This is a genomic window from Flavobacterium sp. (assembly GCF_004211145.1).
Classification (GTDB): Bacteria; Bacteroidota; Bacteroidia; order Flavobacteriales; family Flavobacteriaceae; genus Flavobacterium.
The window spans coordinates 95,879-109,123 of the sequence record NZ_SEBS01000006.1 but is presented as its reverse complement, the minus strand read 5'-3'; the positions used below and the strand labels follow the sequence as shown (position 1 = coordinate 109,123).

Genomic DNA, 13,245 nt, shown 5'->3' with positions numbered 1-13,245 from the left:
CCGAAAGCTTTAAAATCCGTACTTTACAGAGCGATCACGCGTAAAATCTTTGCCATGAAAAAATCCTTTTCCATAATTTTGCTTTTCGTTATTTGCCTCGGCGGATTCCAAGGTTGCCAAACCGACGATTCCAATCACGTGCCCAAAAACATCCGCATCCAAGATTTCGTGTGGAAAGGCATGAACCTTTATTATTTGTGGCAGGAAGATTCGCCCGATTTGGCCGACGACCGTTTCGCCAACCAATCCGACCTCAACGATTGGCTCACAACTAAAAATGATCCGATCCAACTGTTCCAGGATTTACGTATCGACAATTCGATCGACCGATTCAGCGTCATCTATTCCGATTACCGAGTCCTCGAAGGCATTCTTTCAGGCACGACGAAAAACAACGGCGTCGATTTCGGGCTGCGCTACAAATCGGGAAGCACGACCGAGATTTTCGGTTGGGTTCGTTACATTTTACCGAATTCCGACGCTTCAGACAAGAACATTGCAAGAGGCGACATCTTCTACGCCGTAAACGGAACGCCGCTAACCGTGGACAATTACCAGGAATTGCTTGCGAACGAAACCTACACGCTTAACCTCGCCGATTACGACAACGGAAACATCACGCCGAATGGAGAATCGGTTTCGTTGACGAAGGAAGTTTTGTCGGAAAATCCTGTATATGAAAACACGGTTATCGAAGTCGGGACACACAGGATCGGCTACCTAATGTACAACGGTTTTTATCCGAATTACGATTTGGCACTTAATCACGCGTTTGGCAACTTAAAATCGCAAAACATCACCGATTTCGTATTGGACCTGCGCTACAATTCAGGCGGCTCGATCCGCACGGCAAGCTATCTCGCGAGTATGATCACGGGCCAATTCACGGGTCAGGTTTTCGCGCGCGAGCAATGGAATCCGAAACTCCAGGACTATTACAACGACCACAATCCCGAGAACCTGATCAACCGTTTCGTGAACGACATCGACGGGAATTCGATCAACAAATTAAACATGACGACCGTTTACATCCTGACTTCCAGAAGTACGGCGTCGGCGAGCGAATTGTTGATCAACGGCCTGGAACCGTACGTGAATGTCGTTGTGATCGGCGATGTGACGACGGGCAAAAACGTCGGTTCTATCACGTTATACGATTCGGCTTCGTTCGACAAGGAAGGCGCCGACAAAACGCATTTCTACGCGATGCAGCCAATCGTGCTAAAAACGGTAAACGGAGCAGGCTTCGGTGATTATTTCAATGGTTTGACGCCCGACAACGCGCTTTTGGAAAACCTTTCGAACATGGGCGAACTCGGCGATGCGAACGAACCTTTGCTTTCCACGGCTATCGGTCTGATCACGGGCGACGGACGACGCTTGCCTCAAAACCCCGAAAAAACATTCACGCATTTCAAGGACTCGAAATCGCTCGATGGTTTGCGCGACCAGATGTTTACCGACAAACGTGCGAATTTACCGGTACGATTTTAAGTTTTAAACACTTAGGATTAAGCGCCGCGTCTCGTTGCACTTTTATTTCCAACGTGATGAAAACCAATTCGGTCCAGTTCAAAAGATTGTTGAAAACTGCATTTTAACAAACTTCCAGGCCTTTCATTTTATACGGTACTTGCAATTAATGCAAGAATTGACGCGTTAACATCTAACCAAACAACCGCATCATGAAAAAGTCACTCGCCTTCATCGCCGCGGGAATCATCGCCATTAGCTTTGGCTTTGCCCGACATGAAAAGTTCGAAGACCCGAAAAAAATCCAGATCGTAATCGACGCCGGCCACGGTGGAAACGACGCCGGAGCTCAATTCGAGGGCTATTCCGAGAAGGAAATCGTAGCCCAGATCACCAAGAAAATCAAGGATATGAACCGCAGCGAAAACGTTAACATCACGCTCACGCGTCCGGCCGACATTCCGGTAACGCTGCAGCAACGCACCGACATCATCAATACGACGAAACCCGATATCGTGATTTCCTTGCATGTCGGAAGCAGTTTGAATCCTGAAAAATCGGGCGTCACGCTCTACGTCGCAAAAGAAAATACGTCGAAGGAACGCGCTTCTTTGCTCGCCAGGAAACTCGGCGACCGCATCCGAAAAAACCATGATTTCAAAGTCGATGAGATTCAGGAAGCGCCGTTTTTCGTGCTTTCAAAGTCGGAAGCGCCGGGAATCGTATTGCAGCTCGGTTACTTGTCGAACGATTTCGACCGACATTATCTGACCGACGACAAACAGCAAAGCCGCATCGCGCGCACCATTCTGGAATGTGTGAACGATCTGAAATAAGTCCAACTTAAAACCTATCTCATGAAAAACAAATTCAAAGTATTGATCGCGACTGCCGCCTTGGCATCTTTCGCGTTCGTGGTTCCCGCAAAAAACAGCGGCGATAAATTGGTGATCGTTATCGATGCAGGTCATGGCGGAAAAGATTTCGGAGCAACGCACGATGCAATTTCCGAAAAAATGATAACCGAACAAATCTCGAAGAAAATCAAAGCGCTAAACAAAAACGCGAACGTGGAAATCCATCTGACGAGAGATTCGGACACGTTCACCGAACTCAAAGACCGCACTCAAATGATCAATGCCTTGCATCCTGATGTCGTGTTGTCGTTGCACGTCGAAGCGAATCCGTCAGAATTCAAGTCGGGCGTCGGAATGTACGTCGGGAAAGACAATGTCGAAAAGCAAAAGTCATTTTCGCTGGCCGGGAAACTCGGTGAAAAATTGTCGGAGAAACACAGTTTTGAAATCGGCCGAATCCAGGAAGCGCCGTTTTACATCCTCAAAAATTCAAACGCGCCGACTGTGTTGCTCGAATTGGGTTATATCACGAATTACAACGACCGCAAGTATTTGACGTCGGATCAGGAACAACAAAAAATCGCGACGACGATCCTCGAATGGATAAATGAAGTGAAATAACGTTATTTCTCAATTGAAAAAACCCGGATCATCACTTGCGATCAGTGATAATCCGGGCTTTTTCTAAAAATTTTATTCTTAGTTGAAGTAGAAACCGTTCGGTCCCAAACCAACGGCCAGGTCAGCCAATTGGGCCGTTCCCGTCGAATACACCAAAATACGTCCGTCCGAAGAAAAATCGTCGGCCGCTTCCGAGATGTAAATTTTCCCGTCGTTCACCGCGAAACCATATCCGATATAGTTCGAAGTCGACCCGGTACTAATGAACGGCGTGTCGATCACTGACGTCGTTGTCGTGTTGAATTCGTAGATTTTCGGCCCGACCGTGAAATACAATTTTCCCGATTCGATGTCAAGATTCTGAGCATTACCCATCGAAATCGCGAACGGGACTTCACTCGTAACCGTATCGGTCGACAAACTTACCTTTACGATCTTGCTTGGACCTGTGTAACCTGAACAAAGCACATACAACACGCCGTTGTCGACCTCAAGCGAGTTTGGAGATTCGCCAACTGTAATCGTCGAAACGACCGATTTCGTGGCTGCGTCGATTACTGTCAAATCAGTTCCCGAACCGTAAAAACCTCCTGAAACGTATAATTTTCCGTTGTTGACGACAAGACGTTCCGCCTGGTTGTTCACCGCGATCGGATCTTCAAGGGCAAGACTTCCCAAATCGATCACAGCGATGAAATCATCGGTAAAACCTGTGGGATTCGTGTCGCTTCCGAATGTGTTCGAATTCGTCACGTACGCCTTTCCGTCGAACACGACTCCATAACGCGGAACGGTCAAACCTGTCGTGATCGCACCGATGTATTCGAACGTGTAACGGTTTACGACGGTGATCTTGTTCGATCCATTCGAGATGATGAACGCGCGGTCGCCGTCGAAAAACATCGATTGTGCGTACGCGCCCAAATCGTTCGCATCGCCGTTCACGACAGCAAAAATATCTTGTTGCGTCGTCGTCAAATCGTTGTTGACGTATGTGACAGTCCCGATGCCGCCTTCGTTGAGCACCAGAACGCCGTTGTCGTAATTTCCGAGTGGCAATACGACCGAATTGTCGTCGTCGCTTTTACAAGACACGAACAAAAGCGAGCCCGCGATTGCCGATAAAAATAGTTTGTTGAGTTTCATTTTATAAAATTAGGATTAGTGATAGGTTATAGTTTCTTCCCGGATACGGCCGGCGTTCCATCGTATAATATTCGGCATCGAGGAAATTGCGCACCTGGAAACCGAGCCGATAGGTATTTTTTGTTCCGAAATCGTACGCAATTCCCGCATTCGCAACCGAATACGCGTCGAGATTATATCGTTCGTTATTGTCGCTCCTCGTAAAAACTTCCCCATTGAAAAGGCTTTGTACGTTGGCTGAAAACTTTCGGTAACCGTAAGCGATCGACGCCGTGGCTTTATGGAACGGCACGTAAATCAATTGGTTTTGCGTTTTTTCGTTCTCTGAAATCGTGTACGAATATGTACCGTTGAACTTGATTTCATGCTTTCCGATACGACGTTGCGCGTCCGCCACAATTTCTGCGCCATACGCCTCGACGCGATTCACGTTCTGCGGAAACCACGAAGCCGTCGTTCCCGGAAGCCATTGGATCATATCCTTGATTTTCATGTAATAACCGTTGACCGAAATCGTGACGTTCTTGAATTTGAAATCGTTTCCGATTTCACCTTGGTACGACGATTCGGGCTTGAGATCGGGATTCCCGCCGTCGGCCCAATACAGATCGTTGAAGGTCGGGATTCGGAAATTGCGCGAGCCTGACAATCGGATGTCATAAAAATCGGCAACCTTGTAATTTGCGCCGACCGAATACAAAACCGGGCTGTCGTAATTGCCTGTAATCTCTTTTCGCACGCCGATTTCGTACGTCAATCTTTTCAAAACCTTATGCTTGAACAACAATGCGCCCGATCCGATGTCGCGCCTGTGATCGTCGACATCGCTGCCTCGTCCGCTCGTTTGGGTATAATCGGTGATCGCGTTCAGCGAAGCTTTTGCGCCAAATTCGTACGTCAAATCATAACGCGCGATAAACGTTTCCGCCGCTCCGTAACTGTGCGAATCGTTCGTGACATTTCCGAAATACGTATAATTCTCATTCAAGTAGGCCAACTTGAATTTGGACGTGAAATTCGTCTGCAGATTCACCCATTCGAGCAGATTGCGCGTGTTGAAGTCGCGATATTTCGTCTTGGTATCGGTGGGCGTCAACAACGGGAAATGTCGCTCGCCGTCGAAAACCTGACTGTAGAAGCGCACGTAATTCTTTGCGTTGAGTTTATAACCCGAAGCCAAATTCAAGCCTGTATTCTCAAATTGGCCGTTTATGTTGTCGCGCGTTGCGTTGGGGAATTCGTAATCGTTATCCGATGCATTTCGCGAAACCGTCGCCTGAAGCGCGAATTTTTCAGTCCCGATGTCGGCGCGATAAAAAACATTCCTCGTGTCGAAACTTCCGTATGACGCGACCACCGTATTCTCGAAATGATTTCCGAAACGTATATCGTTGTTCAAGTGAATGCTTCCGCCGATCGCGCTGCTGCCGTAAATCACGCTGCCGCCGCCTGATCGCACGTCGACCGAATTGAAGCCCGAAGTTGCAATCGTATTAAAATCCGTCTGACCGTTAAATTGCGAATTGATGTTGATGCCGTTCCAAACGACAGCGGTCTGCTGGGCCGTCGTACCGCGAAAAGACGGAGACGCGACGCCGCTGCCCAAGCCGTTTTCCTTGATATACAAACCCGAATTGAACTGGAGTAAAGTCGCCAGGGAAACGCTGTTGCCGCGCAAAGTCGAATCATTGAGCGAAATGACATGCTGTGCCGTGGAAAAACGCTTCAACTGCGCATCTGAAACCGTCACGTCGTGCAACGCAATGGTGTCGGTCTGCGCCAAAATCGTCTGGCACATTAAAAGTCCGATAAAGAAAAACAGCTTTTTCGCAGTCATAATCTCTGAATCCTTGTTCCCGAAGATTCGATATTCGTTATAACTAAGGCAGGTCTCCTGGCTTGCGTCCTGGTCGTCGGCCTTCCCGTAAATACAGTGGCAGCGGGTAACGACAGGCTTTTTAGCTTACAGTTGCGGGTACAGCCCGGGATTTAAACCCGGTTCCCTTTTAATGCTTCCCAGATGATTCGGAAAGGCAACCTCAATTCGCGGCAAAGATAACGCGATTCCTTTCGATTTTGCAAAATAATCGCACGCAAACCCAAAAAACGAAACGAACTTCTACCTTTGCAACCAAGAAAAACTTTACATGAAAAACCAATTCCTGAACGTTGTCGCGATTATTTCTGCCGTCTTACTCGTTGGATGCAAGCAATCGGAAACCGATAGAAAAAGCGCTGAGAAAATCGAAAATTCGGTCAAATACGCCGCAGGTCTCGCGATTTACGATTATGGGGATTATTCGGTCGTAAAGGTGAACAACCCGTGGCCGAACGCGTCCATGAACTACAACTACGTGCTTGTCGAAAAAGGCGCGAAAATTCCGGACAGCCTTTCCGGTTATGAACACGTGAACGTTCCCGTGAAGACGATTATCGCGACATCGACGACGCATGTTCCGTCATTGGAAATGCTCGGCGTCGAGAATTCTTTGGTCGGATTTCCGAATCTCGATTACATTTCGTCCGAGAAAATCCGGGCGCGAATAGACGCCAAAAAAATCAAGGAACTCGGAAACAACCAAAGCCTGAATACTGAAGTCATCATCGATTTGAATCCTGGCGTAATCATCGGCTATGGCATCGACAACAACAACCAAACGCTTGAAAACCTAAAGAAAAGCGGTTTGAAAATCGTGCTCAACGGCGACTGGAACGAACAAACATCGCTCGGAAAAGCCGAATGGATCAAACTTTTCGGCGCGCTTTACGGTCTCGAAGACGAGGCCAACAAGATTTTTACCGACATAGAAACCGAATACAACGCCACGCTCGCACTCGTAAAAGACGCAAAATCAAAACCGACCGTGATGGCGGGCGCGATGTACGAAAACAAATGGTATTTGCCCGACGGGAAAAGTTGGGGCGCCGACCTCATCGCGCAAGGCGGAGGCGATTATTTATGGAGCGAAAGCAAAGGAACGGGAAGTTTATCACTGCCGTTTGAAGCCGTGCTCAACGAAGCATCGAACGCCGAATTCTGGATCGGGCCCGGACAATTCACAAGCTTGAAAGAAATGACCGCGGCCAACAGCCATTACGCCCAATTCAAGGCCTACAAAGACAAAAAAGTCTATTCGTTTTCGTCGAAAAAAGGAAAAACGGGCGGCGTGATCTATTACGAGCTCGCCCCTAACCGACCTGATCTCGTAATCAAGGACATCGTAAAAATACTGCATCCCGAATTGTTGCCCGACTACGAACTCTACTTCTTCGAAAAACTCGACTGATGCCGAACGCCCCGCAATATTGGCGCCTGTTTTTACTGCTGTTTGCCGCGGCGGCGACGTTGTTCTTTTTGGACATTTCGCTCGGTCCCGTACACATTCCGGCTCGCGACGTTTTCGAACGGTTGACGGGCGGAAGCGCATCGAAGGCAACTTGGGATTACATCATTTTAAATTACCGGTTACCAAAAGCCATTACTGCGATTTTGGCTGGAATGGGATTGTCGATCAGCGGGTTGCTCATGCAGACGTTGTTCCGGAATCCGCTCGCTGGCCCGTATGTTTTGGGTTTGAGTTCCGGTTCGAGTTTAGGCGTGGCGTTCATCGTTCTCGGCGCCGGATTCCTGCCCTCTTTTTTGGGCGGATTGGCGCTTTCGTCTTACGGAATCATTTTCGCTTCTTGCATCGGGAGTTTCGTGGTTTTGCTGGCGGTTTTAGCCGTTTCCCAACGATTGCGCGATACGATGGCGATTCTGATCGTCGGATTGATGTTCGGGAGCTTCGCAAGCGCGATCGTGGGCGTTCTGACCTATTTTTCAACGGCCGAACAATTGCAGAAATTCACGTTCTGGGCGATGGGAAATCTCGGGAACCTGTCGTGGCTTTCGATCCTGATCCTAGGCAGCGCGGTTTTTGTCGGATTGCTGCTTTCGATTCTGTGCATCAAACCTTTGGACGCATTGTTGCTCGGTGAAAATTACGCGAAAAGCCTCGGATTGAATTACCGACGCACACAATTCCTGATCATCATCGCCACGAGTTTGCTCGCGGGAAGCATCACGGCTTTTGCGGGTCCGATCGCATTCGTCGGGCTTTCCGTTCCGCACATGGCGAAGTTGCTTTTCAGGACGAGCAACCACAGGATCTTGTTCTTGGCGACCTTGCTTTTCGGGGCGATCATCATGTTGCTTTGCGATATTTTGTGCCAATTCCCGGGAACCGAAATCATATTGCCTATCAACGCCATAACATCGATAATCGGCGCGCCCGTCGTGATTTGGCTGCTCATGCGAAAACGAAATTTCTCGTGATGGAAAAACGCATCTTACATACAAACAACTTAAGTATCGGTTATCGTTCGAAGAAAAGCGAAACGGTCATCGCGAATGAAATTTCGATTTCGCTTGAAGCCGGAAAACTAATTTCATTGATCGGGGCGAACGGCATCGGGAAATCGACGCTGTTGCGGACTTTGACGGGCATCCAGCGACCGCTTCAAGGCGAAGTGTTGCTCGATGGACAATCTGTCGGAAATTATTCGTCGGCCGAACTTTCGCAAAAACTGAGTCTTGTCCTGACCGAAAAACTACCGCCGAGCAACCTGACCGTTTTCGAACTCATCGCACTCGGACGCCAACCGTATACGAATTGGATCGGTAAATTGTCGCCTGAAGATATTACGCAAGTCAACGAAGCGATGCGACTCACGGGAACTTCCCATCTCGCCTCAAGCAAACATTTCCAGATCAGCGACGGACAACTTCAAAACGTACTCGTGGCGCGCGCCTTGGCTCAAAACACGCCATTGATCGTACTCGATGAGCCCACGACGCATTTGGATTTGCAGCACAAGGCCGCCATGTTCAAACTGCTCAAAAAGTTGAGTTCCGAAACCGGAAAATGCGTTTTGTTTTCGACGCACGACATCGATATGGCGATCCAGCTCAGCGACGAAATCATCGTAATGACGCCCAACAAGATCACGCAGGCAAATCCGCAACGATTGACATCGGACGGAATTTTCGACACGCTTTTCGCCGACGACGGCATCGTTTTCGACCGTGAAAAACAACGTTTCGTTTTCAGCGGAATTTGAGTTATATTTGAGTAAACACAACTTCCCGATGAAAAAATTGCTGCTATTATTCTTGTTTACGTCTGCACCTCTACTCGCCCAAGTCACTATGGAATTCACGCCTGACGGTTTCCAGTCGTTTGAAATCCCAAAACCAAACGTTCCCGTCGACAAGCTCGAAAGTCGCATCCGTGGCTGGGTCATGGCGTACAACGAAAGGAACGAGTTCGGCTACGATGTCTATGATGTGAGCGAAAACGGCTTGAAGATCGACGCCTACAAAATGAATGCGTTTTACTATAGAAATCGTGGCGAAACGTTCCAGCATCGTATAAAATACACGCTCAAGATCGATTATCTCGAACGCACGTTGCGTGTGAAATTCTCGGTGGCCGAGGTTTATATGGGGAAAAACCGCGTCGATCTGGATCCGCTCAAGTTCTTCAATTCTGAAGGAAAACTCAAAGCCGATTACCTCGACGCGAAACCGTCTCTAGAAAAAACGGCCCAGAAAATCGTCGATTCTTTCGTCGCGTTCATGTCGCAAACCACTTTGGATTAAGGCACGAGATTTTCGACTTCGCGCACGTCGCCGGGTTGTAGATCGCCGAGCCAAACGTTTCCTATTCGGACGCGAACCAATCGCAACGTGGGAAAACCAACGGCAGCGGTCATTTTGCGCACCTGTCGAAATTTCCCTTCCGATACCGTGATCGAAACCCAACTCGTCGGGCCGTGGCGATCATCGCGGATTTTATAAGATCTCATTGGTAAATCAGGAACGTCGATCAATTTCGCGTCGCACTTTCGCGTGATGTATTTCTTGCCATCGAATCCGATTTCGACACCGGCCTTGATCAAATCGACGGCTTCGGTCGTCATGACGCCATCGACCTGTACGTAATATTCCTTTTGAAGATGTTTACCGCGCACGATTTCGCTCATCATTCCGTCGGTCGTCAAGAATAGCAAACCCTCGGAATCTTCGTCGAGGCGGCCGATTGCCATGGTTCCATCGGGGAAATCGTGCAATTCCCCCAGCAGTTTCTTGTTGCGCTTTAGGTTGTAGACGAACTGGCTCAGATAGCCGTATGGTTTGAAAATTAAAAAATGCCTGTGTTGCATCGCTGCGGATTTATTGCTTTTGGAAAATTGCTCGTTTGAAATCAGATTAAATTACTGTTTACCAACGATTTAAAAAACACCCTGTCAGGGTCATTTTAGCTAACTCCGTCGATTTCATACGATTTCAACGATATTCCCCCGCAAAGATAAAGCAATGTTAAACCATTGGCAATCGCGAGCGGAAATCCGTACTATTATACTACAAAAAAACTACACCATGGATACTACACACAACAAGGATCTGGGTTCGAAAACCTGGAACAACGACCAACAGAAAGGCGACTTGAACGAAGGTTTCAGCGGAGAAAATATTCCCGACGACTACAATCCCGCGAAACACGTGAAAGAACGCGAAACCGACGCCCAAGGAAATTCAAGATTTGTGGACCGAGCGCGTGATGCGCACATGACAAGCGACGGCGAGCGCGGTTGGAGTGAAAGCGAAAGTTTGTCTCGTGCGAATGAAATCTACGACGAGAAAGCCGACGGCAAAGAAGATCATAACTATGACGACGCGCAACGATACAGTTCGCCATCGCACCGGGATAATCACGAGAACCGCGGAAACATGGAACTTGATGAATAATCAAACATGTTTAAAAAATTGCCGCGAATTCGCGAATTCATTTCTCAAAACTTGAATTCTTGAATCCGCGGCAACTTTTTTATAGGCGGTAAAAATAAAAAATTTACTATTCTTTCCGAACAAACTGCACGTTCGCAGCCAACTTCACCTCTTCACCCAAAACCAATCCGCCGCCTTCAGTGATTCCGTCATAAACCAACCCGAAGTCCTTGCGTTTGAACGTGCCGTTTATTTCAAAACCCGCGCGGAAAATTCCGAAACCGTCTTTAGCTTCCCCTCCGAACAAAACCTCTAGCTTTACTTCTTTCGTGATTCCCTTGAGTGTCAAATTCCCGATGAGATCGTAGTGATCGCCCGTCCTGTGCTTGAACGACGTCGATTTGAAATTGATTTCAGGGAATTTGTCGGCGTCGAAGAATTCGGGAGATTTTAGATGTTCGTCCCTATCGGTTTCATTCGTATCGATTCCGTAAACATCTATGGTAGCTTCGATACGCGCGTCCTCGAAATTCTCGGGATCGTCGTTTTCGAGCGTGCCTTTAAAAATCCGGAAAGCACCGGTTACGGTCGAGATGACCAAATGTCGGATCTTGAAATGTATTTCAGAGTGAGCGGGATCGATTTCCCAAAAAGTGGTTTTCATGGTGTTTTATTTTGCTTAAAGTTACGGGCAATCCCGCGGTTTTTCAAAATACAATCGGGTGAAATTTACGTTAAAGTACGATCGCAGGAATCGTTTCGGCACATCGGTTAAAAAAAATAACCCTATTTTTGTTTCTCTAGAATTCCCGACTATGATTGTTTCAGCCGTGCTCACTTTTTAATCGAGGACACTTCCACCAGGCTTTTAAAAGGCAGCGCACGTCGCGATTCGCCTCATTCGAATTATAACAATCACAACATGTCACAAACTTTCACAGGCAGAATATCGGCCCTATTCTCAATTATAAAACGTTCCATCAAAGGCGAGGAAGCCGACTTCACGACGGTAAGCATAAGGCTTTCGGTCATTTTGTTGGCAATTCCGATGATGCTCGAAATGATGATGGAATCGGTATTCGCGCTCGTCGACTTGTATTTCGTCGGGCATTTGGAACACAGCAGTTTCGCGATCCAGGCCGTCGGGTTGACCGAATCGGTGCTCACGATCATCTATTCGTTGGCTATCGGAATCAGCATGGCGGCAACGGCCGTAGTCGCGAGACGCGTCGGAGAGAAAAATCCTGAAGCCGCGGCCAAAGCGGGCATGCAGGCCATTTTGATCGCGTTCGGAATCAACGTCGTGATCAGCATCACGGGCGTCATTTTCGCTACCGACATCCTAATGCTCATGGGCGCTTCAAAAGCTGCGGCACTTTACGGTACGCCGTTCATCAGGATCATGATGGGCGGAAGCATCGTCATCATGTTGCTGTTCCTGATCAACGGCGTATTTCGCGGCGCGGGAAATGCAGCGATCGCGATGAAAAGTTTGTGGATCGCGAACATCTGCAACATTATTTTGTGTCCGATTTTCATAAACGGGTTCGGACCGATTCCCGCGTTCGGATTGACGGGAGCCGCGATCGCGACGACTCTGGGCCGAAGCATCGGTGTGATCTATCAAGTCTGGCATTTGTTCAACGGCAAAGGCCTGCTCAAGATCACGATTTCACATTTCATTCCCGATTGGGAACAGATAAAGGCGCTCGTAAAGATCGCGACGCCCGCCGTCGGACAGTTCGTAATCGCGTCGTGCAGCTGGATTTTCCTAGCGCAATTGGTCGCCACGACCGGTGGAGACGTCGGATCGGCGGGATACCAAACGTCGTTGCGCCTCATGATGTTTTTTATGTTGCCCGCTTGGGGATTGAGTAATGCGGCGGCGACGCTCGTAGGGCAAAATCTTGGGGCGAACCAGGTGGAACGAGCCGAAAAATCGGTTTTGGTGACCGCGAGGTTCAACGCCATCTACATGGGAATCGTGATGTGCATTTCACTTTTGTGCGCCGAATGGCTCGCTGGAATCTTCAGTAATGACCCGGCCGTACGCGAAATCGGCGTAAAAGCCGTTAGGATTATGGCATGCGGTTATATTTTCTACGGCATCGGGATGGTGATGATCAACGCGTTCAACGGAGCCGGCGACACGAAAACACCGACGTGGGTAAATTTGTTCGGATTTTGGTTTTTTCAGATTCCTTTGGGATATGTTCTCGCAAAATATTTTGACCTTGGACCTGTAGGCGTTTTCGTCGCGATCCCGGTGTCAGAAACCGCGATTGCGATTGCTGGCCTGATATTATTTAAGCGCGGCCGATGGAAGACCGTGAAAGTATAATAAATACCACAAATCCCCAAATGAATGAGTTTATCTGA

Annotated in this window: 13 protein-coding genes and 1 riboswitch; of the genes, 9 read left to right on the top strand and 4 right to left on the bottom strand. The window is 48.3% G+C overall.

Annotated elements, in window-relative coordinates; all coding sequences use genetic code 11:
* Nucleotides 1-54 precede the first annotated feature (54 nt).
* The 3 genes from EOO50_RS04420 to EOO50_RS04410 all read left to right on the top strand — a co-directional run bounded on the left by EOO50_RS04420 (nucleotide 55) and on the right by EOO50_RS04410 (nucleotide 2,951).
* Entirely contained in the window at nucleotides 55-1,494 is a 1,440-nt protein-coding gene (locus EOO50_RS04420) for a S41 family peptidase (protein WP_290838249.1), read from the top strand.
* A gap of 191 nt (nucleotides 1,495-1,685) precedes the next feature.
* Nucleotides 1,686-2,309 carry an N-acetylmuramoyl-L-alanine amidase gene (locus tag EOO50_RS04415; protein ID WP_290838247.1) on the top strand — a complete coding sequence of 208 codons (624 nt, stop codon included), beginning with the start codon at nucleotides 1,686-1,688 and terminating at the stop codon, nucleotides 2,307-2,309.
* Between the two features lie 21 nt (nucleotides 2,310-2,330).
* Nucleotides 2,331-2,951, top strand: a complete 621-nt coding sequence (locus EOO50_RS04410; protein WP_290838246.1) for an N-acetylmuramoyl-L-alanine amidase — start codon at nucleotides 2,331-2,333, stop codon at nucleotides 2,949-2,951.
* A gap of 78 nt (nucleotides 2,952-3,029) precedes the next feature.
* On the opposite strand, the gene EOO50_RS04405 is transcribed toward EOO50_RS04410, so the two are convergent.
* Entirely contained in the window at nucleotides 3,030-4,097 is a 1,068-nt protein-coding gene (locus EOO50_RS04405; RefSeq protein ID WP_290838245.1) for a DUF5074 domain-containing protein, read from the bottom strand.
* A gap of 1 nt (nucleotide 4,098) precedes the next feature.
* On the bottom strand, nucleotides 4,099-5,934 hold the full coding sequence (locus tag EOO50_RS04400; RefSeq protein ID WP_290838243.1) for a TonB-dependent receptor: 1,836 nt from the start codon (nucleotides 5,932-5,934) through the stop codon (nucleotides 4,099-4,101).
* A gap of 29 nt (nucleotides 5,935-5,963) precedes the next feature.
* A riboswitch (cobalamin riboswitch) is annotated at nucleotides 5,964-6,154 on the bottom strand.
* A gap of 90 nt (nucleotides 6,155-6,244) precedes the next feature.
* Here EOO50_RS04400 and EOO50_RS04395 point away from each other — a divergent pair.
* Genes EOO50_RS04395 through EOO50_RS04380 form a run of 4 tightly spaced genes read left to right on the top strand, consistent with a single transcriptional unit; the run spans nucleotide 6,245 to nucleotide 9,738 of the window.
* Entirely contained in the window at nucleotides 6,245-7,384 is a 1,140-nt protein-coding gene (locus EOO50_RS04395; protein WP_290838242.1) for an ABC transporter substrate-binding protein, read from the top strand.
* Nucleotides 7,384-8,412, top strand: a complete 1,029-nt coding sequence (locus EOO50_RS04390) for an iron ABC transporter permease (protein ID WP_290838240.1) — start codon at nucleotides 7,384-7,386, stop codon at nucleotides 8,410-8,412. The genes EOO50_RS04395 and EOO50_RS04390 overlap by 1 nt, the downstream gene beginning before the upstream one ends.
* Nucleotides 8,412-9,197 carry an ABC transporter ATP-binding protein gene (locus EOO50_RS04385; protein WP_290838239.1) on the top strand — a complete coding sequence of 262 codons (786 nt, stop codon included), beginning with the start codon at nucleotides 8,412-8,414 and terminating at the stop codon, nucleotides 9,195-9,197. Before EOO50_RS04390 ends, EOO50_RS04385 begins: the two co-directional genes overlap by 1 nt.
* Before the next feature lie 28 nt (nucleotides 9,198-9,225).
* Nucleotides 9,226-9,738: a hypothetical protein gene (locus EOO50_RS04380; protein WP_290838238.1), complete on the top strand. Its 513-nt coding sequence runs from the start codon at nucleotides 9,226-9,228 to the stop codon at nucleotides 9,736-9,738.
* Here the strand turns inward: EOO50_RS04380 and EOO50_RS04375 are convergent.
* Nucleotides 9,735-10,301, bottom strand: coding sequence for a pseudouridine synthase (locus EOO50_RS04375; protein WP_290838237.1), 567 nt, complete (start codon nucleotides 10,299-10,301; stop codon nucleotides 9,735-9,737). The genes EOO50_RS04380 and EOO50_RS04375 overlap by 4 nt on opposite strands.
* A 217-nt stretch (nucleotides 10,302-10,518) precedes the next feature.
* On the opposite strand from EOO50_RS04375, the gene EOO50_RS04370 reads away from it, so the two are divergent.
* Nucleotides 10,519-10,887 carry a hypothetical protein gene (locus EOO50_RS04370; RefSeq protein ID WP_290838235.1) on the top strand — a complete coding sequence of 123 codons (369 nt, stop codon included), beginning with the start codon at nucleotides 10,519-10,521 and terminating at the stop codon, nucleotides 10,885-10,887.
* Between the two features lie 106 nt (nucleotides 10,888-10,993).
* On the opposite strand, the gene EOO50_RS04365 is transcribed toward EOO50_RS04370, so the two are convergent.
* Nucleotides 10,994-11,530 (bottom strand): YceI family protein, encoded by a 537-nt coding sequence (locus EOO50_RS04365; protein WP_290838234.1) that lies wholly within the window; start codon nucleotides 11,528-11,530, stop codon nucleotides 10,994-10,996.
* A 258-nt stretch (nucleotides 11,531-11,788) separates the two neighbouring features.
* Between EOO50_RS04365 and EOO50_RS04360 the strand changes: the two genes are divergently transcribed.
* Nucleotides 11,789-13,207, top strand: coding sequence for an MATE family efflux transporter (locus tag EOO50_RS04360; RefSeq protein WP_290838233.1), 1,419 nt, complete (start codon nucleotides 11,789-11,791; stop codon nucleotides 13,205-13,207).
* Nucleotides 13,208-13,245 lie beyond the last annotated feature (38 nt).

Bases quoted from the DNA above. Each gene is read 5' to 3' on its own strand.
- EOO50_RS04380 (WP_290838238.1), top strand. From the start codon at position 9,226: ATGAAAAAATTGCTGCTATTATTCTTGTTTACGTCTGCACCTCTACTC.
- EOO50_RS04415 (WP_290838247.1), top strand. From the start codon at position 1,686: ATGAAAAAGTCACTCGCCTTCATCGCCGCGGGAATCATCGCCATTAGC.
- EOO50_RS04420 (WP_290838249.1), top strand. From the start codon at position 55: ATGAAAAAATCCTTTTCCATAATTTTGCTTTTCGTTATTTGCCTCGGC.
- EOO50_RS04375 (WP_290838237.1), bottom strand. From the start codon at position 10,301: ATGCAACACAGGCATTTTTTAATTTTCAAACCATACGGCTATCTGAGC.
- EOO50_RS04400 (WP_290838243.1), bottom strand. From the start codon at position 5,934: ATGACTGCGAAAAAGCTGTTTTTCTTTATCGGACTTTTAATGTGCCAG.
- EOO50_RS04385 (WP_290838239.1), top strand. From the start codon at position 8,412: ATGGAAAAACGCATCTTACATACAAACAACTTAAGTATCGGTTATCGT.
- EOO50_RS04395 (WP_290838242.1), top strand. From the start codon at position 6,245: ATGAAAAACCAATTCCTGAACGTTGTCGCGATTATTTCTGCCGTCTTA.
- EOO50_RS04360 (WP_290838233.1), top strand. From the start codon at position 11,789: ATGTCACAAACTTTCACAGGCAGAATATCGGCCCTATTCTCAATTATA.
- EOO50_RS04410 (WP_290838246.1), top strand. From the start codon at position 2,331: ATGAAAAACAAATTCAAAGTATTGATCGCGACTGCCGCCTTGGCATCT.
- EOO50_RS04390 (WP_290838240.1), top strand. From the start codon at position 7,384: ATGCCGAACGCCCCGCAATATTGGCGCCTGTTTTTACTGCTGTTTGCC.
- EOO50_RS04365 (WP_290838234.1), bottom strand. From the start codon at position 11,530: ATGAAAACCACTTTTTGGGAAATCGATCCCGCTCACTCTGAAATACAT.
- EOO50_RS04370 (WP_290838235.1), top strand. From the start codon at position 10,519: ATGGATACTACACACAACAAGGATCTGGGTTCGAAAACCTGGAACAAC.
- EOO50_RS04405 (WP_290838245.1), bottom strand. From the start codon at position 4,097: ATGAAACTCAACAAACTATTTTTATCGGCAATCGCGGGCTCGCTTTTG.